Here is a 25,296-nt window from a genome sequence, read left to right as displayed (position 1 = left end):
GCCGTCCAAATCAAAAATGTCGAAAACAACCCCATGCACAGTAGCCGACGTCAGTCGGATCAATGTGTTACGCCTTTTCCGAATCCCGCTTGCTCCGTCGGGCAAAACAGGGGCATGATGGCATGATCCCGCGACAGGCCGGCGCGCGGCTCTAATGAGCCATCAGGACAGGCAAATCCGCGTGTTCCATGATATAGCTGGTCGCCCCACCGAAGATCATTTGCCGCAGGCGAGTGCGGGTGAAGGCTCCCTTGATCAAGAGATCGCAGCCGTGAGCCCTGGCGGCATCGAGGACCGCCTCTCCGGTGTCACGATTTTCCAGTTCAACCCTTATCACATGGGCTGCAACGTCATTGTACCGCAGCTGTTGGACGATCCGATCGGCAGATGGTCCCGGTACCCCTTGGCCGCCAATAACGGTTAGGACCGATACCCTTTCGGCCGAACGAAGCAACGGCATGGCAAACGCATTTGCCCGAGCTTGCTCGGTACTACCGTTCCAGTGGATCATGATGTTCGTCGCGATGCTTCTTGATGCGTTCAACGGCGCCAGCAGGACCGGCCTGCCGCTCTCGAACAACGCGGATTCGATCGCGCGACGGTGAGGGCCCGCAGCATCAGCGTCAGACCGTGCCATCACGATCAGATCGAAAGCGCGTCCATAACTCCCGACGAAGTCTTCGCCCTCAGGCGCGTTTTCCAACCAGCCGCAGCATGCTCCGCTCGATCCCGCAGCCGCTCGAGGAATATCGTGCCTCATCATGAATGCCTCGAAAAAGGTGCGCATGTCGTTCAATTCGACTTCGCTCTTCTCCTGGTACGAATCCACAGGAATGCCGGTGGCCAATTCTGCGGTTAGATATCGGGGGATGCCGAACCGGAGTGGAAAAGCTTCGACGTAGGCGCCGAAACGTTGCGCGAGGCCCACGACGACATCGAGCGTGGACGGCATCATCGAAATATTCTGGAGCGGGACCAAGAGCGTCTTCATTCGTACCTCCCGGTGTTTTCGGTGAACATAGACGTAAGATGCCTAATCTCACTTGGGATAGCGGCGACCATGGTTTCACCTTGCGAGCCGTTCCGGTTTGTCATCGACCACGGCAAGGCTTCCGGTCATGCGGCCTGCTCGAGCCTCGTATCGATCTCCTGGCGCAGCGCGGCGAAGTCGATTGGTTTGGTCAACAGATCGGCTGCGCCGCTCGCCAGCGCTTTACGCTTGGTCTCCGCGTCACCGTAGGCCGTGATCATGATGACCGGCACATCGGGGTGGGCCGAGCGCACGATAGGTAGCATCTCCAGCCCGCTCATTCCGGGCATGTTGATGTCGGACAGGATCAGAATCAGGGTGGCATCCTCTATCTCGACCGCACGCGCCAGGGCTGCGGGTGCGGACGATGCGAACTCCATGAGAAAGCGGCCGGCGCGCAAATCACGCCGAAACTGCTGGCGGAACAACGCCTCGACGTCCGGCTCGTCGTCGACGACCAATATGTAGACGCTCAACTTCTGCCTCCGGTCTGCAATGGTGCCGCCAGCGTACGCGGCAGCGTAATGATGAACTCGGTATAATCGCCAGGCGCGGTATCGACTTCGATGCGGCCGCCGTGCTGCTTCACAACGATATCGTGACAGATTGACAGGCCGAGTCCGGTTCCTTCGCCCGCGGGCTTGGTTGTGAAGAATGGGTTGAATATCTTCTCTCTCACGTCGGCTGGGATGCCGGCGCCATTGTCCCGGATCCGGATTTCGACGGCGCCGCCGAGACTTGCGGTCGTTGCGCGCAGCTTCGGCTCGAAGCCGTCGCCGACGGCGTCCTTTTGTTTGCTCGCCGCGTAGAATCCATTCGAAATGAGATTGAGGAACACCCGCGTGATCTCCTGCGGATACAGCTCGAGCGCCCCTGCAGACGGATCGAGGCTCCTTTCAAGCGTGATATTGAAACCTGCTTTTTCAGCGCGCGCCCCGTGATAAGCAAGATTGAGACTCTCCTCGATGATAGCGTTGATATCGGCCGAGCGGCGTTCGCCGGACCCCTCGCGAGAGTGCAGAAGCATATTCTTGACGATGGAATCGGCGCGCTTTCCGTGCTGCACGATCTTTTCCAAATTGCCTTGCAGCGTTTCTATCAGCGCGTCGATGTCCCGCCTTGCTGCCTCGCCAAGTGCGACTGCGCGCAGCCCGTCGCCGAGCTCGTCGATCAGTTCGGAGGAAAGCGCCGCGAAGTTATTGATGAAATTGAGCGGGTTCTTGATTTCATGTGCGATGCCGGCGGTAAGTTGCCCGAGCGAGGCAAGCTTCTCGGTCTGGATCAACCGATCCTGCGCATTTCGTAATTCCTCGAGCGATTGCGACAACTCCATGGTGCGCTCGCGCAGTTCATTCAGGAGGCGCGCATTCTCGATCGCGATCACGCCCTGGTGCGCGAAATTGGACACGAGCTCGATCTGCTTGTCTGTGAAGGGTTTAACTTCCTGGCGAAAGATCGTGATGGTGCCGATCAGTTCATCTTCCTTGAGCATCGGCACGATGACGAGGGTCCTTGCGCCGGCAAGGTCGGCAAGCGCGCGAACGTCCAGGTTGCCTTCGACGTAGGGCGGCTGAGTCCTGATATCGTCGATATGAACCGTCTGATGATTTTTCTCGACGGTGCCGAGCCCGCTCGCCGGATGTGGACGAATGCTCTGGTATAGCCGGGTATCGACATAGGCCTGCGGCGCGTTGTGAAGTGCGACCGTGCGAAAGCCGCCGTCCTCGTAGAGATTCATGGTGCCGAAGCCGGCGCCGCAAATTCGCGTCGCATTCTCCAGCATCTTATGGAAAACCGGAGTCAAGGCGCCCGACGAAGCGCTTATGATCTCCAGCACCTCCGACGTCGCCGTCTGTCGCTCCAACGATTCGTTCAGTTGCTCGAACAGACGCACGTTGCCGATGGCGATGACAGCCTGATCCGCAAAGGTCTGCAAGAGGTTGATCTGCTTCTCGCCGAATGGGCGCACCTCCGTGCGACGCAGCACGATCGCACCCATGCTCTCGCCTTCGCGCAAAAGCGGCACACTCAGAACGGTGCGAACGTTGGAGCGAAGCGCAAATTCCCGTCCTGTCGGGAATTCCTCCCCTTCGGGCCCGAGCAGGTCGTGCACATGAACGGTACGGCGGTCGATAATGGCCCGGCCACTGGGCGATTTGACATTGATCAATCGCCGGCTCCACACCACGGGGACTTGTCCATGGTGCGCCTGGACAACGATCTCGTTGCCATCCCTCAGAACGACCAGCGCATCATATGCCTCGCAAAGTCCGCAAGCGCTTTCCACGATGGCCTTGAGCACCGGACCGACCTCGGTCGGCGAGGACGCGATAACCCGCAGGATATTGGCGCTGCCGGTCTGGTACGTCAGCGCCTCAGACAGGTCTCGCGTCCTGGTCTGCAATTGTTCGAAGAGCCGTACATTCTCGATGGCGATCACGGCCTGGTCGGCAAAGGTCGCGACGAGTTCGATCTGCTTTTCCGTGAAAGGCTGCACACGCCTGCGGGCGATCACGATCGCGCCGATGGGCTCGTTCTCGCGCAGGAGGGGAACCCCGAGCGCCGTGCGCTGACCAGCCATGGTAATGGACTCGCGCAGGCCGTATTCGGGATCGGCCGCGACATCGAGGACTTGCACCGGACGGCGCTCGATCACGGCCCGACCCGTGACCGTGCTCTGTCCGGGGGCGATCGGGTGCCCCCGCAGAAACTCGATGTAGTCCTCGGAGAACCCTACCGCTGCGCCGGCCAGATATTCATCGCCCTCGCGGCGCATGATGAATGCCATCTCCGCTTCGCACAGCCGCGCCGCCGAATCGACCAGCGTGTTGAGCACGGTTTGCAGGTCGAAGGTCGAGCGGCTGATCACCTTCAGCACATCGGCAGTCGCAGTTTGCTGCTGAAGCGATTCGGCGAGATCGCGCGTCTTCGCCTGGACCTCATCGAACAGCCGCGCATTCTCGATGGCGATAACGGCCTGATCGGCGAAGGTCTGCAGAAGTTGCACATGATGTGGCGCGAAGGTACCGGGCTCGACCCGCGTGACGCTGATCATGCCGATCACCGCGCCGTCGGTCGTGAGCGGAACGAACAACATGCTGCGAAAGCCGCGGGCGCGCGCGATGAATTTAATCTCGTTCGTCAGCGCTTCGGTGTCGGGGGTCGGTACCACGTTACCCGCCTGGGTTCTTGCGAAACCCTCAAAATCGGTGATCGCCCTCGGAAACATATTCTTCAGAGCCTCGTCGGCGGCAGAATTCGTCGGCGTGAATGCACTCAAGTGGGCAGTGCCGTCGATGAAGCGGAATACGGCCGTCGAAAAGCCGCCGAGCAAGGCATTGGCCCGCTTCGCGATTGCATCGAAGACCGGCTTCACCTCTGATGGCGAGCTGGCGATGATCTTGAGAATGTCCGCGGTGGCGCTCTCGCGATCTTGTGCGGCGCGCAATTCGGCCAGGAGCCGCGCGTTCTCTTGCTGCAAATCCGCCACCACGTCCTGAGGAAGCGCGGCCATGATGAAAATCCACATCGCCAGCCGGTTCGGGCCGACTTAAAATCCGATCAAGGAAAGCGTCAGGAATTATTCCACTCTCGGGTCCTTCCGACCAGACGTATCTTGAGTTGATTTTCCATCAGCTACGCGTCGGCCCGATCCTCGGAAATACCTCGGCTTCCTCCCGGCGGTGGTCTTGATCGCGCCGGATCTCGGGAGCTCAAGGTTTGATCCCTTGCGCGCCCCCCAATCCTCCTCCTGAACCATGCCGATTGTGGAGATCATCGACGCGTACGGCGGACAAGCCGCGCGCGATGACGGAGCAAGCTTCAAGCAGCCCGCTGCGGCCTTAAGACTGCGTAGAGACCGACGAGGGTCCCGATGGCGACCAGTGCCGCCGCCAGCAGCACCTGCAATTGCCCGTCATCGGTGGGGCCGACGGACGACACGAGCCTGGTCACGACGACGAACAGAATGCCTACGGACGCCGCTGCGCCCACGCACAGATGCGCGAGCTCCCGCGTCAGGTTGCCGCCGAGAAGTCCGAGTGCCGTAAAGTACATCGCGCAAGCGTTGGGGTGAACGAACAAGGCAACGCGCGCGTAAGGACCGTAGGTGTCGAGGAGGGACTCGCATCGACTCAGTGCCGCTTTTGAGGCGACCCGCTGCAGGAGCGGTCTGAAGAAACGCGCCTGTCCGTAACTCAAGACGGCGCCCACGATGATGGCCAGCCACGCCATGATGAAAACGGGCATGTCCGCGGACTTCGGACTGAGCGCCACCGACATCAGGATGAGCGCGGTCCCGGGAAAATAGCCAAAGTAAGGGAAGACCGACTCCAGCAGCACGCAGACGAACATGAAGACCGGAAACCATGCTGAACCGGCCGCCCCTTGGACGACGGCGTTCAAGTCGAAGAAGTTTGTCTTGTACAGGACGAGGTACATGCACATGGCGAGGCCCGCCAGTGCGTAGAACGGCAACGCTCCCGACAGAAACCGTTTCATTCAACTATCGGGCTTCGTTTCACGGACACGGCGGGAGCCATCTTACGCAATCGATACAATCTCGATCTCCTGCGTGCCCGTCCCCACGACGTCCCCCACCGCCTTCCCCATCAGCGACCTCGCGACCGGCGAGACGAACGAGATCGATCCGGCCTTCGGATCGGCCTCATCCTCGCCGACGATGCGATAGGTCTGCACGCGGCCGTCGGGGCGGCTGAAGGTCACCGTGCTGCCGAAGGCGACGATGTCGGTCGAGGTCGGGGTGGGCATGACCTGCGCCGTGCGCAGCCGCTCCGTCAGATAGCGGGCGTCGCGCAACGGCACGGCCGACTGCCGGCGCTTCTCGTTGACTTCGTCGATGGCTTGTGCGGCCTCATAGGCCTCGCGCGCTTGCTGGAGCTGCATCTGCAAGGCCTGCAGGCCGGCCTCTGTCACGAGGTTCGGATGCGGCGAGATCGGGCGATCCGGCAACAGCGTCTCGGACGCGGTCTCGGCGCTTTCTTCCTTGGTAAAGGCGACGCTCAATTCAAGAATCCTGTCGAACTGTCTGGTCGCGGCGCCACGCGCCGCCGTTAGCCCGGATTATATCTCAAGTGCGACGAAACGACGGAGCTTGACGACGAGATCCGGCATCGCCTGGCGGAACCGGGTCGCGTTCTGGAAGCTGGTGGAGAACGGCGCGAAGGTGATCATCGCGTTCCAGTGCCGGTAACCATAGACCGTCACGGACGCGCCGGTCGTCGGGAAATCCTCGATCTTGCGGAGCTCGCCGAGCACGAGATCGGCAATCGCTTCCGCCGGCAGCAACTGCCTGCCGTCCGGCGTCGTGGCGATCTTTACGGGCGGTTCGGCCGGCTTGGTTGCCGCGGGCGCGGCATTGGTCGCATGGTCGGGCTTGGGCGATTCGGCATCGGGACTCGACGCCGCGACCGGCTCGAATGCATGCGTCGGGGCCGTCGGTGGAACCTCGGTGAGCGGCGGCGGAGCAACGATGTCTGCGCGCTTGTTGCCTCCGAGGATGCTGCTGATCATGGCCACGAGGCCAGCATCCTTCACGTCGTCGCTCATTACGTCCCCCGGCACGCCCTTCGGCTTTGACGTACTTTAGCACCGCTCCGGCAGACCGCCACAATGGTTATGCAGTCCGCCTTTGCTTGACCCAGGCCAGCTCGCCAGCGGTCCATCCTTCGAGACGCCCGCCTGCGGCGGGCCGTCAGGATGAGGTTACGTCTTGCGGCGAGATGTCAGGCCCTCATGGTGAGGAGCCCGCCCGCGGGCGTCTCGAACCATGAAGGTCATGCAATCCGTCACTGCTTCTCGAACGGAATATATTGCCGGTACTGCTTCGGGACCGAGCTGCGGTAGCGCGCGGGCACGGTGCCGCTGTCGATCGAATGATCGATCTCCTGTTGCCGGGTCATCTTCTTCTTTGCCGGCTTCTTCGATGCGCTCTTCTTGGAGTCGGATGGCTGGCTGGTATCGGTGGTCGCGCCCGGCGCCGTCGTCGCGGCTGGCGCAGTGGTTGTCGCCGCAGGCGCCGCGGTGCCGCCGGCGGCCGGTGCGCTCTGCGCCAGCGCGAGCGATGATTGCGCGAGAAGCGCCAGCGCTGCTGTCGCAGCCAGCAAATATGAACTTTGCATCAGAACCTCCAAAAATTGACCTGACCCGAATGAGGAAAAGCGTAAGCTTTCGGGAGAGGCGCGTGCAAGTCCGCCGACGGTAAGTTGAAAGCAGGTGGCGAACTGTGGCCGAGATCACATTACTCGCCGCGGCTTGCCTCATCATAGGCGTATGTTGAACGCGGTGCCCACTGCGGACACCAAGACGAGCACGACTAAGTGTCGGACAAGTCGCGGAACACGCAAGTTGAGCTGGTGTTCCTCATCCCACCGTTCTCGAAGGAGACTGAAATGCGTCGCACCATCCTCACCCTCGCATCGTTCGCGGCCCTGATGGCCGCGATGGCCCCGACGGCCCAGGCCCAGCCCGCACCCGACAGATATTGCCTGCAGGGCCGCATCTGGGGCTATCCCGGCAACTGCCAGTTCGCGACCTATCAGCAGTGTCAGGCCTCCGCCTCCGGCACGTCGGCCTATTGCGGCGTCAATCCGCGCTACGCGTTCGCGCGGCAGCGCTACTACTGATGTGGTTGCGGCGTGCGCGCGATCACGCGCGCCGCCACAATTTTCACGTGAAGACGATCGCCGCGCCGACGGCCCGGCGAGTCGACATCGCACCCGCGGCTCGCGCGCACCGATGACGAGAATGTTATCCGTCATCGCTTCGGGAAAAATTTGCAAAGCGCGACCGCAGCTTGCCCGCACCCCTTCGCTTCGGAACAGCATCGACACCGCGCACAGTGTGAAGCCGCGGCTTGTGGCGCGCCAAAATCCCTGATCTAGCTTCGCCTGCATATTCTGCTGCAAACAACTTTAGCTTTATTCGTTCCGTCGTGACTTTTTCAGGGAGGTGTTTTCAATGAGCAGCCGCCACGCAATTGCTCCGCGCGGATTGAACGCAACCCGTTCGCCGCTTTCGCAAGGCCGCTTCGGCCGCATGTTTCGCAAGCTCACTCCGGCAAAATTCGGCGCCAGCGACTCCGCCAACATCGCCAACCTTTCGGCGCTGGCCGACAAGATGGTCGGCAAGTTCGATGAGCCCAAGGACGGACCGGACGCGGAGGAGAGCGGCATTCCCTCGCTCTACACCTATTTCGGCCAGTTCATCGACCACGACATCACCTTCGATCCGGTCAGCTCGCTGACCAGGCAGCAGGATCCCGACGGGCTCGTCGACTTCCGCACGCCGTCATTCGACCTGGACAACGTCTACGGCCGCGGGCCGAACGACCAGCCCTACATGTATGACGGCAACAAGTTCCGCCTCGGCGAGAAGCTGAGCGGCACGGGCGTGGCCGACACCCACGACCTGCCGCGCTTCAAGGGCCGCGCGCTGATCGGCGATCCCCGCAACGACGAGAACAGCATCGTCTCGCAGTTCCAGGCGTTGATGCTGCGCTTCCACAACCGCATGGTCGACGACAATGACAGCCTGTCGTTCGAGGAGGTGCAGCAGCGCGTCCGCTTCCATTATCAATACGTCGTGCTGAACGATTTCCTGCCGCGCATCGTCCACGCCAGCGTGCTGGACGAATTGAAGACCTCAGGGCACTACGACCGCAGCAAGCTCGCCAACTACCACTGGAAGACCTATCCGTTCATGCCGGTCGAGTTCTCGGTCGCGGCCTATAGGCTCGGCCACTCCATGATCCGCCCCGGCTACCGGCTGAACGATGCGGACAACTTGCTGCTGCAGATCTTCCCCGATCCGAACAATCCCGATCACAACGCACTGACGGGCTTCCGGGCCATGGGCCCGGGACGCGCCATCGACTGGGGCCGCTTCATCGATCTCGACACGCGGCCTTACGGCGTCGAGGACGACGACACCAATCCCGACAACAAGCGCCGGCTGCAGTTCGCCTATCGCATCGACGCATCGCTGGTCGATCCGCTGCGCAAGCTGCCGCCGGAGGTCGCATCCAATCCGGCATCGCTGGCGCTGCGCAATCTCGAGCGCGGCTGGCGGCTCGGCCTGCCCTCGGGCCAGGCTGTCGCCAGGGCGATGAACCTGACGCCGCTGACCGACGATCAGATCATCATCGGCAAGGCCGTCGACGAGCCCGGCCCTGACGATCCGCAAGCGCCCATCGCGACCATTGCGAACGGCGTGTTCGCCGGCAATTGCCCTCTCTGGACCTATATCCTGGCCGAGGCGCGGCAATTCCAGATCGCCGTGACGATTCCGGCTACCGGCGCGCCGGCGGCGGGAATCAACACGCCTCAGCTCGGCCCCGTCGGCGGCCGCATCGTGGCCGAGGTCTTCCTCGGCATGCTGTTCGGCGACAATTCCTCCGTGCTGTCGCTCGACCCGCAATGGACGCCGGTGACGGGCCCAAGCTTTGCGCTGAAGGACCTCGTCGCCTACGCGCTCGGCCAGGGCGATCCGCTGCATTGAGCGCGGGACGGAAGACGATGCAAGGGCCGCTCGCGTCACGCGGGCGGCCTTGTACCCGCCAGTCGCGTCCGGTTTGCTCTTTGAAAGCGACATTGAAAACGACATGCATCACGTCGGCCTTGGGCCAGAAGCTGACCTCGCGATTGGCTTATGGGCCCGGCATCATCATGGTCGGCTTTTCCAGCAGGGAAAAGTCATAGCCCTCGCAGCTAACATTCGGGTTGGTGGGCGCAAACATGCCGAGCGGGTTGTCCTTGAACAACCAGGCATGCAGATCATAATGCACAAACTCCTTTGGAATGAGCGGCTCATGTCCTTCCATCGGGCCCATAAAGGGTTGGTCGAAGAGAGAGGGACGCTGCGTGGTATCCGCCATTAGAGGCACCAGCCACTCAACAGCTACGAGCTTCAATTCCTTGCCCACGGGCTCGTAGATCAGGACGTTGGGCTTCATCGGATCAGGAGCGCCTCGCACCGTGAGATTGACAAAGTGCACTCCCATAGCGCCTTTGGCATACTCCATGTGGTGCGGTATTTTCTCGCCAGAATAATGCACGCAGCCCACCGTCGAGAGGTAGCGGTCGCGCACGGCTGCCTTGTAGTCCTGGTATTTCTCCAGCGATTTGCGCAACGTGTCGAGTTGAGCCTTGTAAGGCTCTTCTGCCGCAATTGGTCCGAGTGCTGCACCGAGAAAGGCAAGACCCAACGCGGCGACGAAGGTACCACGGACAGATTTGCGCATGTTCCCTCCTGGCTTTTCATCAATGCGGTGTCGGAATGAGCTGACCTAACCGAGGGTGAGCGTTTTTGCCATTTCCAACAAGGCGGTAACAACCTCGTGGCCCGCCAATCGCGATGGAAAAATGGTGGTACTCCGTCTTGGGCGGACATGGGCCTTGGATCGCTCAGCCGACGGACCGCGTTCTTCATCGCTCGACTGCCAAGAGGATGTCTCAATCGGGTCATCAGCAGTCGTTGTTGGTCGGGCGGGGCGACTTCCGCCTTGTCCTCGATATCCGACGCTTGAAAGCACACGCCCTAATGCGCGGCCCCTAATCCATTCTCCTCCAGCCGCGCTGCGAACCAGCGCGACATCGAGTCGTCGACGAGGCCGCTGACATAGACTTCCGACAGCGTCACATGCTGCTTGTCCAGCACCAGCAGCACGCCGATCCAGTAGGGAAACCAGACATGCACGTCGGTCAGCGCCCGCAGCTTGTGCTGGTCGTGCGCCAGCGGCGTGTGATTGCTCGCCTTGCGGATCTCCACAGTGAGCAGGTTGTTCGGAATCTCGCGCTGGTGCACGGCGACGTCGGGGTAGATCGACTTGCCCAGATGGTCGTCCGTCGAGATGATGGTGCCGTGCGGCAGATGCAGTGTGCGCTCGCCGAGCCGGTCGTAATTACAGTCGACGGCCCAGCCTGAAAACTGGCGTTCGAGATAGACGGCGAAGCGATGCGTGATCGCGCGCTCGCCGATGTCCTTCTCGAACAAAAATCCTTCGTGGGCGTAGAAGTCCCGGAGCGCCGCGATCACCTTGTTCAGCTCGGTCTGCATCGTGCCTCCGCCGCAGCGCGCGCCTCACTTTCAGTGTCGTCCCGGCGAAAGCCGGGACCCATACCGCGAGGTCTATCGAGTGCGCGCGGTGCGCGTACCGGCCCCCGAATCTTCGCCAAACCTCTCCCTGGGGTTATGGGTCCCGGCTTTCGCCGGGACGACAGCAGGAGAGCTTGGCCAAACAAACTACATCTGGACTTCGATCAGCCGCGGCCCGGGCTCGGCGACGGCTTCAGCCAGCGCCTTGTTGAACTCGTCGGCATTGGTGACGGCACGGCCAGGGACGCCCATGCCCTTGGCCAGTGCCACGAAGTCCAGCGTCGGCCGGTCGAGGCGGAGCATGTCGTTGGCGCGCTGTCCGGGTTCGCCGGCGCCGACATTGTCGAACTCGCCGCGCAGGATCTGGTAGATGCGGTTGGCGAACACGATGGTGACGATGTTGAGATTCTCGCGCGCCTGGGTCCACAGCGACTGGATCGTGTACATCGCGCTGCCGTCACCGACCATGGTGATGACCTTGCGGTCCGGGCAGGCGATCGCAGCACCAATCGAGAGCGGCGTCGAGAAGCCGATCGAGCCGCCCATGTTCTGCAGCCAGTCGTGCGGAGCCGCCGCCGCGGTCGGCGGGAAGAAGCCGCGGCCGGTCGTCAGCGACTCGTCGACCATGATCGCGTTCTCGGGGATCGCACAGGCGATCGCCTGCGCGATCGAGGCGAAATTCAGCGCGCCGGTCGGCTTGACCAGTTCAGCCAAGGCCTGCGGCTTGACGTCCTTCGCACTCGCCTTCACGGCACCGGCCAGCGCCTCGAGCGCGGCGACGGAATTCTCGCCCCAGGAGGTCATGCGATGCACCTCGCAGCCCTCGGGCTTGAGCATGCTCGGCTTGTTCGGATAGGCGAAGAAGGCCACGGGATCGTCGGACTCGACCAGCACGATGTGACGGAACTTCGCCAGCATCGGCAGCGCGTTCTCGATCACGTAGTGGATGCGGTCGATCGAGTAGCGGCCGCGGCCGCGCGCCATCTTCGGGCGGAAGGTCGGGCCCATCACCGTGCAGCCGGTCTTGCCCGCGATGCGCTCGGCCAGCGCCAGGCCCTGCTCGCTCAGCGCGCTGCCGGTCATCAGGAGCAGCGTACCCTCGCCGTCACCGTGCAGGATCTTGGCGGCCCGCTCGACCGCCTGCGGCGAATAGCTGGCGCGCTGCTGCTCGGCCGGCACCTCGGCGATGCCGTCGGCCTCGTTCCAGGCGGTGTCGGCAGGCAGGATCAGGGTCGCGATCTGCCCCGGGGCGCTTTTGGCGGCGGCAATCGCCGCGGCGCCGTCGGCGGCGACGGATTTGGAATTCGGCGAGGTCCGGACCCAGGACGACATCGGCCGGGCCAGGCCCTCGATGTCGGAGGTCAGCGGCGCGTTGTAGTCGATGTGGTAGACGGCATGCTGGCCGACGATGTTGACGATGCCGGAATTGGCCTTCTTGGCGTTGTGCAGGTTGGCAAGGCCGTTGGCGAGGCCGGGACCGAGATGCAGCAGGGTCGAGGCAGGCAGGCCCTTCATGCGGTAATAGCCGTCGGCCGCGCCCGTCACCACGCCTTCGAACAGGCCGAGCACGCAGCGCATGCCGGGAACGCGGTCGAGCGCCGCGACAAAATGCATCTCGGAGGTGCCGGGGTTGGTGAAGCAGACGTCGACCCCACCCTTGACCATCGTCCGCACCAGGCTTTCCGCACCATTCATTCTTTTTGCTCCCGCTACCGGCGATTTCCAGTGATCCGTCCGATCAATCATTGTTCGCAGGCCTCGTCAAAGCAATAGCGGCCGTTGCGGCCCTGCCCCGCGCGGCGACGCGCCGGCTTGGCTAACGCCCCGTTCCGATGGGATCGGAACGGGGCATTAGATTCTTGTTTTGACGCGTTTTCTTTATGCGAACCGGTATCCACTTCGCTTGAAAACGCTCTGACGCTTTGCTGCAAATTGGCCCGGTTGCCGATTTGGTAACGCCAATCGTTAAGCATGGCCTGCCTCACGGGGCCGTGGCTTGCGAAACCCTCGCAAATATGGCCTCTGACGTTCGTTGAATCGATTTTTTTCCGGGGGAGACAATGATCCGGTTTTTTGCCGCGCCGATTGCCGCCATCGCACTTTTGACCGCCACGGCCGGCGGCGCACTCGCCGAGGAGTTCGACTCCCGCGACATCATGGGCGGCGGCCCGAACTTCTTCCGCGGCGGCGCGAGCCCGATCCCCCGCTCCACCGTCATGTATAACGGCAATTACGCCCCCGGCACGATCGTGGTGAATACGTCCGAGCGGCGGCTGTATCTGGTGCTCCAGAACGGCCAGGCGCTGCGCTACGGTATCGGCGTCGGCCGCGACGGCTTCCGCTGGGGCGGGGTGCACAGGATCACCGCCAAGAAGGAATGGCCGGCCTGGACGCCGCCCTCGCAGATGCTGGCCCGCCGCCCGGACCTGCCGCGCCACATGAAGGGCGGCATCGAGAACCCGCTCGGCGCCCGCGCGATGTATCTCGGATCGACGCTTTACCGCATCCACGGCTCCAACGAGCCGGAGACGATCGGCCAGGCGGTGTCTTCGGGCTGCTTCCGCATGACCAATGACGACGTCACCGACCTCTACAGCCGGGTCTCGGTCGGCACCACCGTGGTGGTGCTGAACAACTGACCGAACAGCCACAGCAGGAACCTGCAGGCGCGTGAATTTGCGGTCTTGTGCGCGCGACGCGAATACGGCAGCGTCGCACAACGATGAGCGCATTGGACCTGTCCTCGGCTGCCCTTCGCATCGCCCTGCTGGCGCTCGCCACGCTCACCTGCGTGCCTGACACCGCTACCATGGCCGCCGCGGGCGAACTGCCCGCGATCGCGTCGCGCCAGCGCGCCGAGAAGAAGAGCTTTACCGACAACGAGATCGTCGAGGGTTTTCTCAAGACCGCGTTCGGTGCCGAATATCACCTCGCCGGCCGCGTCGACCGCATCCGCAAGTTCGACGGGCCGGTGCGCGTGTTCGCCGAGAGCGATCGCGCCGACCGCAAGACACAGCTGGCAAAAGTCGTCGCCGACATCGGCAAGCGCGTGCAGCATCTCGACATCGCCATGATCGACAGCAGCGAGGCGGCGAATGTGCGGGTGAAGCTGGTGCGCGACCGCGACCTGTTCCGCACCCTCACCAGCTTCTACGGCGTCGAGAAGGCGCGCGAGATCCGCTCCTCGCTCGATCCGCAGTGCCTGTCCGGCTTCCGCAAGAACGACAATTTCGAGATCGAGCATTCCGACGTCATCCTCACCGTCGACAATGGCGATTTCACCTTCCTCGACTGCGCCTATGAGGAGCTCCTGCAATCGCTCGGGCCCATCAACGACACCGCGAGCGTGCCGTGGACGATGTTCAACGACAACGTCTCGATGGGCTATTTCGACGTCTACGACCAGTACATCCTCAATCTGCTCTACGACCCCCGGATCAAGCCCGGCATGACCGTGCCGGAGGTCAAGGCCGTGCTGCCCGCTGTGCTCGCGGACGTCAGGGCGTGGGTGAAGCGGGTGAATGACCTGAGGGAGTGAGCGCTTGCCCTTCCCTGGAGGGTAAGCGCAGCGTCTCCTCCAGACGTCAGGCCCGTCCTACCAGCCATTGATCCGCGGCCAGACCGCGCTCACTCCGCCTTCCCGGTCCAGCACCTGATAGCGATCATATTGCGCGCCGGTCGCGCAGGCGTGGTTGGTGAGGATGCGGACGCGGGAGCCGATGGGCAGGTCGGGCAGCGCGGCATGCGAGCCTTTGCGCAAGCCGACGATGCCGTGCTCCTGGTTGGCATCGGTGACGATGAGGTCCGGGTACGGTTTCCCAGCGAGATCGCAGACCACGCCATAGCCCTGGTCGAGCGCCTGTTTCGCCGTGCTGCGATCGCGCGACAGCGCCATCCAGCCGGCGTCGACGATGATCCAGCCTTTTGCCTTCTGATGTCCGATCACGGTGGCAAGCACGGAGAGCGCGAGATCGTCCATCGCCACGGAGCCGACGCCGGCCTGATAGAGATCACCGAACATGAAGACACCGGCGCGCACTTCGGTGACGCCGGTGAGATCGCGTACATAACGCGCGGTCGGCGTCGCGCCGACGCTGACGACGGGACAGGGCAGACCCGCGCTGCGCAAGGCGCTCGCGGCAGTCACGGCGGCGATGCGTTCCGCTTCCGCCGCCTCCGCGATGGCTGCGGGATCGTTCAATGCGTAGCTGTCGCCGGCGTGCAGCAGCACGCCGCGCAAGGTCGCGCCGCCCGAGGCCAGGCGCTCGCCGATGGCGACCAGCGCTGCCGCGTCGGTCGGCGCAACGCCGGAGCGATGGCCGTCCGCGTCGACCTCGATCAGGACCGGGATGGCATCGCCGCTGCTCGCGGCATGCGCGGCGACGGCCTCGGCCTGTTCGATGCTGTCGAGGATCACGGCGAGATCGGCGCCGGTAGCCCGGATGGCAGAGACGCGCGCGAGCTTCGCAGGTGCGATGCCGACGGCGTAGATCATGTCGCGGACGCCGCCGGCCGCGAAATATTCGGCCTCGCGCAGCGTCGAGACCGTTGCCGGCCCCGCAGCAGAGGTCATCGCGATGCGCGCGACCTCCAGTGATTTTGCAGTCTTCAGATGCGGGCGGAAGGCCACGCCGAGACCGGCGAGGTGCGCCTTCATCCGCGCGACATTGGCGCGGAGCCGCTGCTCGTCGAGCAGCAGACAGGGTGTTTCCAGATCCAGCAAGCCTTGCACTATCGGGCATCGGCATATACCGTGGCACGCGACACTCCGAGATGAGCCGCAATGATGTCCGAGGATCGACGTACCTGCATGCAGCCGGCGTCGCGCAACTCGCGCAGCAGCGCGCGGCGATCCTCGGTGTTGAGCGCGCGGGGCGTGGTGGCACGGCGCGCGGCGAACTGGTCGATATGGGCGCGGATGGCGTCCGCACCCACGGGGCTCAGCGACTCGCGCGGGCCGTTCTGCGCATCGACGCTGACAAACTGGCCGATTGCGCTCTGCAAGCCCTGGAACAGCGTCAGGTCGACGTTGAGGCAGAGCGCAGCGACATAAGAACCATCCGCACCCTTGATACCGATGGACGTGCTCTTGGCCTGCCGTCCGTCGGCAAAGCTGTTGGCATAGTTCGAAATCACCTGCGCATAATCGGGGTCGGCGATGCGGGCAAGGCCGAGCTCGGTTGCGGGCTGGCCGACCTTGCGTCCCGACAGATTGTTATGAATGGCGACGATCGCCTGTTTGGGGTCGGTGAGATCGTGCAGCACGACTTCGCAGAACGGGGCCAGAGTCTCTCCCAACCCCTGCGCAATCTGCTGCAACTGATCGAACAGCAGTTTTCGCTCGGCTGCGGACTTGCCCGGGGCTGCTGATTTGCTGCGGCTCATCACCCGGTCCTACTGCACGAGATCGGCAACGGTGGTCGCGGCCTTGAGGCCCGTGCCGGTGAGCACCGCGACCGTAGTCTCGTTTGCCTTGATGGCACCGGCGGCCGAGAGTTTTTCAAGTGCTGCAGCCGCGCTGGCGCTGGTCGGCTCGGCAAACAGGCCCTGCCGCGCGAGACGCCGCAAGGCGGCGACGATCTCATCCTCGGTGAGCGCGACGGTGCCGCCGCCGCTCTCGCGCAAGGCGCCGATGATCTCGCGCAGGCGCAGGGGATTCTTGATCGCGGTGCCCTCGGCGATGGTCTTGCTGACCTCGCGCCCGACCGGCGTGTCGACACCGGCCTTGAAGCTTGCGTCGATCGGCGAGCAGTTTTGCGGCTGTGCCGCGAACAGACGCGGCAGCTTCGCGATCTGCCCGGCTTTCAGGAGCTCGCGGAAGCCGAAGGCGCAACCAAGGAGACTGCTGCCGGCACCGACGGGGACGATGACGTTGTCGGGGGCGCGGAAGCCGAGGTCTTCCCAGATTTCATAGGCGAGCGATTTGGTGCCTTCGAGGAAGAACGGCTGCCAATTGTGGCTGGCGTAGAAGGTCTGGGTGGACTGGCGGATGGCCTCGGCCTCGGACTCCTCGCGCGGCCCCTCGACCAGTTGCACCGTCGCGCCATAGGCGCGCACCTGCGCGATCTTGGCCGGCGACGTCGAGGCAGGCGCCAGAATCTTCACCCGCATCTCGCCGGCGGCGCCCAACCCCGCCATCGACGAGCCGCCATTGCCGGACGAGTCCTCCAGAATGGCGTCCACGCCGATCTGGCGCAGGAAGGACAGCATCACGGAGGAGCCACGGTCCTTGAAGCTGCCGGTCGGGTTGAACCATTCGAGCTTGAAGAACGGGCGCAGCTCGCCCCAAACCTGCTGGACCAGCGGCGTGCAGCCTTCGCCGAGTGTGATCGGGTTCGCGATCTCGACCGGCAGCGCCGCCCGGTAGCGCCAGAGCGAGCGCGTCCGGCTGTCGATATCCTCGCGCGATATCCCCGCGCCCGGCGTCACCAGCAGCGGCGTGCGCTCGTCCGAACACCAGCGCGGCTGGTCAAGGGAATAGAGCTTTCCGTTGCGGGGATCGATGTAGCTGGCGGCGGGCATGGCGAGCTCCGGGGCAGAGGCAATCTATACGATTTGTCTGATTATATACGTTTCGTCTAGCCTCGGCAATCGTCACGGCAGCCCCTTGAAACCAGAAAAAGTAAAACTATTTCAAATCCTTAGATCTATCCTCAGGTCGAACGGCAGAATTCTGCCGGAGCGACGAGGTGGCCGTCGGGCGAGCCGGACCTGCCGGTCGATGACGGGAATTTGGCCGCGAGCGGCCCTGCCCGCGCAGCACGATTAACTTGTCTGTCGTGCCTCGCCGCTACAATATGTTGGATTGAGCTTGCGCCGCCGGTGGTCTGCACCCGTAACGCAAGCGAGCCAGGCCCGTCCAAGCGGCGGGCCGTTGGCTTTTTGGGAGCCTGGACATGAGCCGCGCGAACCGTACCGACCACATCCGCCTGACCTCCCATCCGGAGCCGGGCCGGAAGGCCGCCTTCCCGATCCATTGGGGGGCAGCCGACGCCCGCGCCCGCGGGCCGATCATTGGCACGGTGTCGCGCGCCGGGGATCGCAACGTGATCGGCAGCCATGGCGGGTCCTACGCGATGTACCGCGCGCTCGCCGTCTCCGCCGGCGCGCTCGACCCGATCCGGCGCCCGGATCTCACCAACACCTTTCCGGCCGCGACCATCGGTCCGTTCGAGCAGTGGCGCGATCCCGCAAAGATCGTAGCGCTCGATCCCTGGGGGCACCTCGTCGCGGAGAATTTCGGCAAGGACATCGCCGAGGGCGTCGACATCCGCCCGAGCATCGCGGTGACGCGCGCGCGGCTCGACCTCCCGGAGATCCGCGAGGCGCTGGCGGCAAAACGCCTGCGCGCCGACGGCGAGGTGGTGCACGCCAATGGCAGCGTCTCGGTGGTGAAGATCGCGATCGATCCGGTCTGGTACCTGCCGGGCCTTGCGACGCGTTTCGGCACCGGCGAGACCGAGCTGCGCCGCACGCTGTTCGAGCAGACCGCCGGCATGTTCCCCGAACTCGTGACCCGGCCGGACCTGAAGGTGTTCCTGCCGCCGATCGGCGGCACCACCGTCTACATGTTCGGCGATGTGACAAAACTGCCGGACCATCGCACAAAAATCACCTGCCGCGTGCATGACGAATGCAACGGCTCCGACGTGTTCGGCTCCGACATCTGCACCTGCCGGCCCTACCTCATCCACGGCATCGAGGAATCCGCGCGCGGTGCGCAGGAGGGCGGGCTCGGGCTCGTCGTCTACAACCGGAAAGAGGGCCGCGCGCTCGGCGAGGTCACCAAATTCCTGGTCTACAATGCGCGCAAGCGCCAGGAGGACGGCGATGCCGCCGCGGCCTATTTCGAGCGCACCGAATGTGTCGCCGGCGTCCAGGACGCGCGCTTCCAGCAGCTCATGCCCGACACCATCCACTGGCTCGGCCTGAAGCGCATCGACCGCTTCCTGTCGATGAGCGACATGAAATACGACGCGCTGACCTCGCAAGGCATCGACATCGTCGAACGCGTGCCGATCCCGCCGGAGCTGATCCCGGCCGACGCCTATGTCGAGATCGCCGCGAAAAAGGCCGCCGGCTATTACTCGACCGACATCGCGCCGGAGAAGGACGTCGACGGCGTGGTCGGGCGCTCGCTGGAAAAATACTGATCGCGATGACGGAGAGTTTGGAACTGCAGGCGCGCACGCTGCTCACCGCAAAAGCGGTGCGTACGCGCGCCGGGCAGATGCTCGAGCTCGGCCTTGCCGGCGGGCTCACACATTTCACCATCGATCTCGATCGCATGGATGGCGTTGCCGAGGCCGTTCTCGCGGTCACGCGAAAAGCCTATCCGACGCTGGATGTCCCCTTTCATGCGCGGTGGCGGCACTTTGTGCTTAGCGGCGTCGACCGCTGGGCCCGGCTTGCGAACGCCCCATCATGGCCGGATCGTGCCGCGCGGGCGCGCGCCGAGTTCGACCTTGCGATCGTCAGCGTGCTGCTCGACGCCGGCGCAGGCGCTGCGTGGCGCTACCGCGATGCCGTGACCGGCGAAGCCATTGGGCGATCCGAAGGGCTTGCGATTGCGAGCCTCGACATGTTCGCGAGCGGGCTCTTTTCACGCGATGCCCGCGCGCCGTTCAGGGCCGATGCGGACGTGCTGGCAAAGCTGCCCCTCGCCGCCCTCACCTCCGCCTTTCAGGTCAGCGATGGCAATCCGCTGCTCGGGCTTGAAGGACGCACCGATCTGCTGCGGCGCCTCGGCAAGCAGGTCTCGGAGCGTGCGGACGTGTTCGGACTGCACGATACGCCGCGGCCGGGCGGGCTGTTCGATCATATCGCGGCGCAAGCCGTGGGCGGCGCGATCGCCGCGCCCGCCATTCTGTCGGCGGTGCTGAACCAGCTCGGACCAATCTGGCCGTCGCGGCTCGAGCTCGCGGGCGTCCCGCTCGGCGATTGCTGGCGGCATCCGGCGATCAAGGCCGACGATGCGACAGGAGGCCTCGTGCCGCTACACAAGCTGTCGCAATGGCTGAGCTACTCGCTGATCGAGCCGCTGCAGCGCGCCGGCTTCGCGGTTACCGACATCGACGGGCTGACCGGGCTTGCGGAATACCGCAATGGCGGCCTGTTCGTCGATCACGAGGTGCTGCGCCTGCGCGATGCCACGGATGCCGAGCGCGCGCATGCGGTGGATTCCCTGCTCGTCGTGGAGTGGCGCGCGCTGACGGTCGCACTGCTTGACAGGCTCGCCGAACTGGTTCGCGCCAAGCTCGGCCGCACACCCGAGACATTACCGCTCGCCAGCATTTTGGAAGGCGGCACCTGGGCCGCCGGCCGCGCCATTGCGTTTGCGCGCCGCCCCGATGGTTCGCCGCCGCTCAAGGTGATCAGCGACGGCACGGTTTTCTAGGTCATGGACAAAGATTTTCGGCCACGCGCGTCATTGCGAGCGCAGCGAAGCAATCCAGAATCTTTCCGCGGTGGGACTCTGGATTGCTTCGCTGCGCTCGCAATGACGATCCGGTGAATTTCAGGAGCAACCGATCATGGAAGGCGTCACGATCGTCGATCACCCGCTGGTGCAGCACAAGCTGACGCTGGTGCGGGACAAATCCATCTCGACAAAGTCGTTCCGCGAGCTGATCAAGGAGATCGGCATGCTGCTCTGCTACGAGGTGACGCGCGACCTGCCGCTCGCCGACACCGTCATCGAGACGCCGCTGGCGACGATGCACTCGGCCAAGATCGCCGGCAAGAAGCTGGTGTTCGTGCCGATGCTGCGCGCCGGCACCACCTTCGTCGACGGCATGATGGATTTGGTGCCGACCGCGCGCGTCGCGCATATCGGCCTCTACCGCGAGCCGCTCAGCTTTGCCGCGGTCGAGTATTTCTTCAAGTCGCCGTCGGACCTCGGCGAGCGCCTCGCCATCGTGGTGACCCCGGTGGTCGCGACCGCCAACACGGCCGTCGCCGCCATCGACCGGCTGAAGGAGCGCGGCGCCAGGGACATCCGCCTCGCCTGCCTGATCGCGGCCCCCGAAGGCCTCGAGCGGCTGCGCGGGCTGCATCCTGATGTACCGATCTGGACCGCCGCCGTCGACGAAGGTCTCGACGAGAACGGCTTCATTCTCCCGGGCCTCGGCGATGCCGGCGACCGCGCCTACGGGACGCGATAAGCAGCGAAGCCTAGATCTTCCCGCTGCCGCAAATCAATTTCAACGACTGCCACTCCTTGTCGGTCAGCAGCGGCGGGCCGTTGGCGGGACGATCTTCCTTCGTCATGCGGGCGAGCCGGTCCTCGGTCAGCGGATGGCTGGCGAGGATATTCGTCAGACCGGAGCCGCCTTCCTTGCCGGTGATGCGGAACATCAGCTCGGCCGCGGGCTTGGGCGAACGTCCGAGCGCGTGCATGATCTCGATCGCGAACGTATCCGCCGCAGTCTCCGCCTCGCGCGAATAGGAGGCCTCGACCACGCTGCGCGAGGCGAAGATCACGGCGGACGAGCCGGTGACGTCGCCGAACAACAGGCCGATCAGGAACGACGTGCCGCCGTTGTAGATGAGGCCGCGCATGTTGTCGTGATGCTTGAGATGGCCGAGCTCGTGGGCGAGGATGCCGGCGATCTCGTCGGGGCTATCGGCCTTGTCGAGCAGCCCCTTCAGCAGGAACACCTTGCCGCCGGGCAGCGCGAACGCATTCGGGATCGGGGTCGGCAGCACGCCCGCGGTCATGGAATCGTCGTCGAGGCCGGCGGCATCGCGCAGGCGGTTGACGAGCTTGGTGAACGCAGCCTTGCCCGCGGGGTCTTCGCAGACGCTGCGGCCGAAGATGGTCTTCACCTGCACTTCGGCGGCATCTCCGATCCGCCGTTCGACCGGCTTCGGCACCAGCGGTGCAAGCCGGTCGGCGGCGAGCGGCACGCCGAACAGCACGACGCAGACGATGGAGGCGGCAGCCGCCACCGACCAGCCGACGATCTTGGCGATGCCGCGGCGCGAGGTCTGGTGCTCGTCGAGACGGGTGCAGCGGGCGATCAATTCGGCCGCGAGCGCGGCGTCGCGGATCTCGAGCCGCGCCAAAGGCGGCGCAGCGGTGCAGGCCAGACGCAGGACGCCCGTCGGACTGTCGGCACGGCGAATATCGGCATAGGTCCAGCGGACGGGCGTTCCGCCCTCCTCGACGATCTCGAGCGCATCGCCGAGCGCAAGCGTCACCTGCCGCCTGCGGCTCGACACACCGTCGAAGAAGATGGTCGGCTTGGCGGACTGCGCCGGAGCCTCGGTAGACAACTCACTCACAGCTCAGAATCCTGCAACGTCAAGCCCATCGGCAAAGCCTTCGCCGAGCGCGCTGGCAAGTTCGCCGCTGCCGCGCACGTCCGACGCGGCGGCAATGTTGTGCACCTCGACCGTTTCCAGCACCTTGGCCCAGAGATCGCGCTGAAGATAGACGCGCATCACGATGTTGATGGCAAGGGCGACCGCGAAGTAGCCGATGACCATGATCACCAGCATCGGGATGCTCTTGGCGGGATCGCCGGACCCGAACAGCTGCTCGGCCGAGAGACCGCTCAGCTGGACGATGAGCGCGGTGGCGCCGCCGAGATAGGCGCCGAAAATCATCGAGAGCAGCACCCACCAGCCGATCACCTTCCAGTACAGGCCATAGAACGCGTTGTGCGGCAATTCGGAGGAGAGGCTGACGCCGCCGATACGGATGCCGTCCAGCCACCAGCGCCACTCACGCGCCTTGAACTCGGCATAGAAGAACGGCGCGAGCGGAAAGATGATCAGCGCGATCGGGCTGAGCAGCCACAGCCACCAGCCGCGCTTGAAGAAGGTCCAGCCATTGCCCTCGAACTCCCCGCGCAGATCGCCGTAATGGGTGTGCCGCATCTTGTAACGTTCGAGTGAAGCCGCGCGCCACGGCAGCGCCAGGCCGAGGGTCAGGAACACCAGGAGGCCCCACGCCATGGCGCGGAACGAATAGGCCCAGCCCGAGCCGTCCATCCAGAACCGCACGCCGCGCCAGACCGTGCGGGTCAGGCGATAGCGCCGCGCGCGAAAGATCGCGAACTGGCCGAAAGCGTAGAAGCTGATGAACAGCGGCGTCGAGGCAAAGCCCTGCCAGCGCTCGAACTCGATGCCGATGAGGAAGTAGGCGAGATAGATCGGCACCAGGATCGCGAGTGCGAACAGGAAGCCGACCAGCAGCTCCTTGCCGCGACCGGTATATTCGGCCGCATCGCCGTCGATCGCGGTGTGCGTCCATAAATGACGGCGAATGTCGGTGACCAGCCAGAACCGGTAGAAGCCGAAGGTGACGAGCTCCAGCATGGCACCCTTGGTGACCATGTTGAAGAACCCGGACCGATTGCCGCTGAAATCCACCCGCGTCGGCGGCAATGGTGGCGGGACCGGTTCGGAGCCGATGGGCGTCCACTGCATGTCGTTCACGGCGGCAACCTCGGGATGCGCATCTGCTGCGGTCAAACTATAGATCAGAGATTAGTCGATCCCCAAGATGGGCGGGTTCGATTTACCCCGATTCCAGTCGATTTCTGACGGGAATTCATGACGAACGGCGTGCGGCAGGTCACGCTGCGGATGTCCCGCAGCCCGGATTTCGCTCCGCGCCATCCGGGCTACGCGCCCGGCCACGCCCAAAGGTTGGATGTGGCAAAAGTCTCCCTTGCTCCGGCGCAGACAACGGGTTGTAATTGCAAATCAAATACCGCAGCGCAGAATTCAAAAAAGACGCGCGGAGGAACGCCAGGGAGAACGGTCATGCATGGGACCATTGAGAGCGCGTCCAAACTCGACGCACTTCGCGAGCGCGCGTCGACATTGCCGCTGGAGCAATTCGATCCCGGCGATCCGGAACTGTTCAGGACCGATACGTTTTGGCCCTATTTCGATCGTCTGCGCCGGGAAGATCCCGTGCACTACTGCAAGGACTCGATGTTCGGCCCGTACTGGTCGGTGACGCGGTACAACGACATCATGGAGATCGAGACCAACCATGCGGTGTTCTCCTCGGCTTCCGCGCTCGGCGGCATCACCATCCGCGACATCGATCCGGATCTGCGCCGCGAGAGTTTCATCTCGATGGATCCGCCGCGCCACGCCGCCCAGCGCAAGACCGTGGCGCCGATGTTCACACCGACGCATCTGGACAATCTCGCGCTCAACATCCGCAAGCGCTCGGCCGAGTGCCTGGACAATCTTCCCCGCGGCGAGGTGTTCGATTGGGTCGACCAGGTCTCGATCGAGCTGACCACGCAGATGCTCGCTGTGCTGTTCGACTTCCCGTGGGAAGACCGCCGCAAGCTGACGCGCTGGTCTGATATCGCCACCACCATTCCCGGACCTGACGGCCTCGTTGCCACCGAGGACGAACGGCAGGCCGAGCTGACGGAATGCGCGGGCTATTTCTCGAGGCTGTGGAAGGAACGCATCGAACAGCCGCCGAAGAGCGACCTGTTGTCGATGATGGCCCATGGCGCCGCGACGCGCGACATGGACGCGAAGAACTTCCTCGGCAATCTCGTCCTCTTGATCGTCGGTGGCAACGACACCACCCGCAACACCATGTCGGGTTCGCTTCTCGCGCTGAGCCAGCATCCGGAGCAGTATCGCAAGCTGCGCGAGAATCCTGCTCTGCTCGACAGTTTCGTACCGGAGGTGATCCGCTGGCAGACGCCGCTGGCGCATATGCGACGCACCGCGCTCGCCGATTTCGAGTTCCGCGGCAAGCAGATCAAGAAAGGTGACAAGGTCGTGATGTGGTACGTCTCCGGCAACCGGGACGAAGAGGCGATTGAAAAGCCATACGATTTCATCATCGACCGCGCCCGCCCGCGCACGCATCTCTCCTTCGGCTTCGGCATCCACCGCTGCGTCGGCCTCAGGCTTGCTGAACTCCAGCTCAAGATTATTTGGGAAGAGATCCTCAAGCGCTACGACCATATTGATGTGGTCGGCGAACCGAAGCGGGTCTATTCGAGTTTTGTGAAGGGACTTGAGACGTTGCCGGTGAAGATTGCGGCGTGAGTTAACTCCTCTCCCCGTTCTTACGGGGAGAGGGTCGGGGTGAGGGGCTCTCTCCGCGAACACGCTGAGACGGATTCGCGGAGAGTCCCCCTCACCCGGAATTCAAGCTTCGC

24 protein-coding genes are annotated in these 25,296 nt (G+C 63.8%); 8 read left to right on the top strand and 16 right to left on the bottom strand.

The genetic code is table 11. The features are described 5' to 3' along the window. Nucleotides 1-151 precede the first annotated feature (151 nt). From N2603_RS07560 to N2603_RS07530, 7 genes are all read right to left on the bottom strand, one after another. Nucleotides 152-991 carry a universal stress protein gene (locus N2603_RS07560; protein ID WP_260388260.1) on the bottom strand — a complete coding sequence of 280 codons (840 nt, stop codon included), beginning with the start codon at nt 989-991 and terminating at the stop codon, nt 152-154. Nucleotides 992-1,116: 125 nt separating this feature from the next. Then, a complete protein-coding gene (locus tag N2603_RS07555) occupies nt 1,117-1,506 on the bottom strand; it encodes a response regulator (RefSeq protein ID WP_018641675.1) in 390 nt (129 codons plus the stop codon). Next, nucleotides 1,503-4,544: a GAF domain-containing protein gene (locus tag N2603_RS07550; RefSeq protein ID WP_260388259.1), complete on the bottom strand. Its 3,042-nt coding sequence runs from the start codon at nt 4,542-4,544 to the stop codon at nt 1,503-1,505. The genes N2603_RS07555 and N2603_RS07550 overlap by 4 nt, the downstream gene beginning before the upstream one ends. A 308-nt stretch (nt 4,545-4,852) precedes the next feature. Then, nucleotides 4,853-5,530: a hypothetical protein gene (locus N2603_RS07545; RefSeq protein ID WP_260388258.1), complete on the bottom strand. Its 678-nt coding sequence runs from the start codon at nt 5,528-5,530 to the stop codon at nt 4,853-4,855. A 42-nt stretch (nt 5,531-5,572) separates the two neighbouring features. Continuing rightward, nucleotides 5,573-6,055: a transcription elongation factor GreA gene (gene greA, locus N2603_RS07540; RefSeq protein WP_260388257.1), complete on the bottom strand. Its 483-nt coding sequence runs from the start codon at nt 6,053-6,055 to the stop codon at nt 5,573-5,575. Nucleotides 6,056-6,112: 57 nt separating this feature from the next. Then, nucleotides 6,113-6,598, bottom strand: a complete 486-nt coding sequence (locus N2603_RS07535) for a hypothetical protein (protein WP_260388256.1) — start codon at nt 6,596-6,598, stop codon at nt 6,113-6,115. Nucleotides 6,599-6,837: 239 nt separating this feature from the next. Continuing rightward, entirely contained in the window at nt 6,838-7,170 is a 333-nt protein-coding gene (locus tag N2603_RS07530) for a hypothetical protein (protein ID WP_260388255.1), read from the bottom strand. A 270-nt stretch (nt 7,171-7,440) separates the two neighbouring features. On the opposite strand from N2603_RS07530, the gene N2603_RS07525 reads away from it, so the two are divergent. Next, nucleotides 7,441-7,674 (top strand): DUF3551 domain-containing protein, encoded by a 234-nt coding sequence (locus N2603_RS07525; RefSeq protein WP_018643685.1) that lies wholly within the window; start codon nt 7,441-7,443, stop codon nt 7,672-7,674. 334 nt (nt 7,675-8,008) lie between these two features. Beyond that, a complete protein-coding gene (locus N2603_RS07520; RefSeq protein WP_260388254.1) occupies nt 8,009-9,547 on the top strand; it encodes a peroxidase family protein in 1,539 nt (512 codons plus the stop codon). Nucleotides 9,548-9,695: 148 nt separating this feature from the next. On the opposite strand, the gene N2603_RS07515 is transcribed toward N2603_RS07520, so the two are convergent. The 4 genes from N2603_RS07515 to N2603_RS07500 form a co-directional block, all read right to left on the bottom strand. Continuing rightward, nucleotides 9,696-10,289: a hypothetical protein gene (locus N2603_RS07515; RefSeq protein WP_260388253.1), complete on the bottom strand. Its 594-nt coding sequence runs from the start codon at nt 10,287-10,289 to the stop codon at nt 9,696-9,698. 296 nt (nt 10,290-10,585) lie between these two features. Then, a complete protein-coding gene (locus tag N2603_RS07510) occupies nt 10,586-11,104 on the bottom strand; it encodes a hypothetical protein (RefSeq protein ID WP_260388252.1) in 519 nt (172 codons plus the stop codon). 186 nt (nt 11,105-11,290) lie between these two features. After that, a complete protein-coding gene (locus N2603_RS07505) occupies nt 11,291-12,838 on the bottom strand; it encodes an acetolactate synthase large subunit (RefSeq protein ID WP_018643689.1) in 1,548 nt (515 codons plus the stop codon). A 47-nt stretch (nt 12,839-12,885) separates the two neighbouring features. Beyond that, nucleotides 12,886-13,116: a hypothetical protein gene (locus N2603_RS07500; RefSeq protein ID WP_260388251.1), complete on the bottom strand. Its 231-nt coding sequence runs from the start codon at nt 13,114-13,116 to the stop codon at nt 12,886-12,888. 87 nt (nt 13,117-13,203) lie between these two features. Here N2603_RS07500 and N2603_RS07495 point away from each other — a divergent pair, with 87 nt between their 5' ends. Both N2603_RS07495 and N2603_RS07490 read left to right on the top strand, forming a co-directional pair. Next, nucleotides 13,204-13,782 carry a L,D-transpeptidase gene (locus tag N2603_RS07495; RefSeq protein ID WP_018643690.1) on the top strand — a complete coding sequence of 193 codons (579 nt, stop codon included), beginning with the start codon at nt 13,204-13,206 and terminating at the stop codon, nt 13,780-13,782. 83 nt (nt 13,783-13,865) lie between these two features. After that, nucleotides 13,866-14,681, top strand: coding sequence for a DUF2927 domain-containing protein (locus tag N2603_RS07490; protein WP_260388250.1), 816 nt, complete (start codon nt 13,866-13,868; stop codon nt 14,679-14,681). Nucleotides 14,682-14,738: 57 nt separating this feature from the next. Here N2603_RS07490 and N2603_RS07485 read toward each other — a convergent pair whose 3' ends face one another. The 3 genes from N2603_RS07485 to N2603_RS07475 are packed head-to-tail and all read right to left on the bottom strand — an operon-like array spanning nt 14,739 to nt 17,665. Then, nucleotides 14,739-15,866 (bottom strand): alanine racemase, encoded by a 1,128-nt coding sequence (locus tag N2603_RS07485; protein ID WP_260388249.1) that lies wholly within the window; start codon nt 15,864-15,866, stop codon nt 14,739-14,741. Between the two features lie 8 nt (nt 15,867-15,874). Then, on the bottom strand, nt 15,875-16,528 hold the full coding sequence (locus tag N2603_RS07480) for a helix-turn-helix transcriptional regulator (protein WP_018643693.1): 654 nt from the start codon (nt 16,526-16,528) through the stop codon (nt 15,875-15,877). 9 nt (nt 16,529-16,537) lie between these two features. Next, nucleotides 16,538-17,665 carry a threonine synthase gene (locus tag N2603_RS07475; protein ID WP_260388248.1) on the bottom strand — a complete coding sequence of 376 codons (1,128 nt, stop codon included), beginning with the start codon at nt 17,663-17,665 and terminating at the stop codon, nt 16,538-16,540. A gap of 374 nt (nt 17,666-18,039) precedes the next feature. On the opposite strand from N2603_RS07475, the gene N2603_RS07470 reads away from it, so the two are divergent. The 3 genes from N2603_RS07470 to upp all read left to right on the top strand — a co-directional run bounded on the left by N2603_RS07470 (nt 18,040) and on the right by upp (nt 21,306). Then, the gene (locus tag N2603_RS07470; protein WP_018643695.1) at nt 18,040-19,296 is read left to right on the top strand and encodes a GTP cyclohydrolase II; all 1,257 of its coding nucleotides are present in this window, start codon (nt 18,040-18,042) and stop codon (nt 19,294-19,296) included. A 5-nt stretch (nt 19,297-19,301) separates the two neighbouring features. After that, complete coding sequence (locus N2603_RS07465; protein WP_260388247.1) at nt 19,302-20,540, top strand: URC4/urg3 family protein; 1,239 nt, start codon at nt 19,302-19,304, stop codon at nt 20,538-20,540. A gap of 136 nt (nt 20,541-20,676) precedes the next feature. After that, a complete protein-coding gene (upp, locus tag N2603_RS07460; protein WP_018643697.1) occupies nt 20,677-21,306 on the top strand; it encodes a uracil phosphoribosyltransferase in 630 nt (209 codons plus the stop codon). 10 nt (nt 21,307-21,316) lie between these two features. Here the strand turns inward: upp and N2603_RS07455 are convergent, their stop codons facing one another. Beyond that, a complete protein-coding gene (locus tag N2603_RS07455; RefSeq protein WP_260388246.1) occupies nt 21,317-22,429 on the bottom strand; it encodes a M48 family metallopeptidase in 1,113 nt (370 codons plus the stop codon). A 3-nt stretch (nt 22,430-22,432) separates the two neighbouring features. Beyond that, complete coding sequence (locus tag N2603_RS07450; RefSeq protein ID WP_260424162.1) at nt 22,433-23,578, bottom strand: YjgN family protein; 1,146 nt, start codon at nt 23,576-23,578, stop codon at nt 22,433-22,435. A gap of 339 nt (nt 23,579-23,917) precedes the next feature. On the opposite strand from N2603_RS07450, the gene N2603_RS07445 reads away from it, so the two are divergent. Continuing rightward, a complete protein-coding gene (locus N2603_RS07445; protein ID WP_260388245.1) occupies nt 23,918-25,183 on the top strand; it encodes a cytochrome P450 in 1,266 nt (421 codons plus the stop codon). The last annotated feature ends 113 nt before the right edge of the window (nt 25,184-25,296 follow it).

It is taken from the genome of Bradyrhizobium huanghuaihaiense (genome assembly GCF_025200885.1).
Taxonomy (GTDB): domain Bacteria; phylum Pseudomonadota; class Alphaproteobacteria; order Rhizobiales; family Xanthobacteraceae; genus Bradyrhizobium; species Bradyrhizobium huanghuaihaiense.
The sequence above is the reverse complement of the archived record's forward strand: the minus strand, read 5'-3'. Positions and strand labels throughout refer to the sequence as shown.

Bases quoted from the DNA above. Each gene is read 5' to 3' on its own strand.
- N2603_RS07560 (WP_260388260.1), bottom strand. From the start codon at position 991: ATGAAGACGCTCTTGGTCCCGCTCCAGAATATTTCGATGATGCCGTCC.
- N2603_RS07445 (WP_260388245.1), top strand. From the start codon at position 23,918: ATGCATGGGACCATTGAGAGCGCGTCCAAACTCGACGCACTTCGCGAG.
- N2603_RS07450 (WP_260424162.1), bottom strand. From the start codon at position 23,578: ATGCAGTGGACGCCCATCGGCTCCGAACCGGTCCCGCCACCATTGCCG.
- N2603_RS07505 (WP_018643689.1), bottom strand. From the start codon at position 12,838: ATGAATGGTGCGGAAAGCCTGGTGCGGACGATGGTCAAGGGTGGGGTC.
- N2603_RS07525 (WP_018643685.1), top strand. From the start codon at position 7,441: ATGCGTCGCACCATCCTCACCCTCGCATCGTTCGCGGCCCTGATGGCC.
- N2603_RS07530 (WP_260388255.1), bottom strand. From the start codon at position 7,170: ATGCAAAGTTCATATTTGCTGGCTGCGACAGCAGCGCTGGCGCTTCTC.
- N2603_RS07490 (WP_260388250.1), top strand. From the start codon at position 13,866: ATGAGCGCATTGGACCTGTCCTCGGCTGCCCTTCGCATCGCCCTGCTG.
- N2603_RS07475 (WP_260388248.1), bottom strand. From the start codon at position 17,665: ATGCCCGCCGCCAGCTACATCGATCCCCGCAACGGAAAGCTCTATTCC.
- N2603_RS07550 (WP_260388259.1), bottom strand. From the start codon at position 4,544: ATGGCCGCGCTTCCTCAGGACGTGGTGGCGGATTTGCAGCAAGAGAAC.
- N2603_RS07465 (WP_260388247.1), top strand. From the start codon at position 19,302: ATGACGGAGAGTTTGGAACTGCAGGCGCGCACGCTGCTCACCGCAAAA.
- upp (WP_018643697.1), top strand. From the start codon at position 20,677: ATGGAAGGCGTCACGATCGTCGATCACCCGCTGGTGCAGCACAAGCTG.
- N2603_RS07495 (WP_018643690.1), top strand. From the start codon at position 13,204: ATGATCCGGTTTTTTGCCGCGCCGATTGCCGCCATCGCACTTTTGACC.
- N2603_RS07500 (WP_260388251.1), bottom strand. From the start codon at position 13,116: ATGCTTAACGATTGGCGTTACCAAATCGGCAACCGGGCCAATTTGCAG.
- N2603_RS07545 (WP_260388258.1), bottom strand. From the start codon at position 5,530: ATGAAACGGTTTCTGTCGGGAGCGTTGCCGTTCTACGCACTGGCGGGC.
- N2603_RS07535 (WP_260388256.1), bottom strand. From the start codon at position 6,598: ATGAGCGACGACGTGAAGGATGCTGGCCTCGTGGCCATGATCAGCAGC.
- N2603_RS07515 (WP_260388253.1), bottom strand. From the start codon at position 10,289: ATGCGCAAATCTGTCCGTGGTACCTTCGTCGCCGCGTTGGGTCTTGCC.
- N2603_RS07520 (WP_260388254.1), top strand. From the start codon at position 8,009: ATGAGCAGCCGCCACGCAATTGCTCCGCGCGGATTGAACGCAACCCGT.
- N2603_RS07470 (WP_018643695.1), top strand. From the start codon at position 18,040: ATGAGCCGCGCGAACCGTACCGACCACATCCGCCTGACCTCCCATCCG.
- N2603_RS07480 (WP_018643693.1), bottom strand. From the start codon at position 16,528: ATGAGCCGCAGCAAATCAGCAGCCCCGGGCAAGTCCGCAGCCGAGCGA.
- N2603_RS07510 (WP_260388252.1), bottom strand. From the start codon at position 11,104: ATGCAGACCGAGCTGAACAAGGTGATCGCGGCGCTCCGGGACTTCTAC.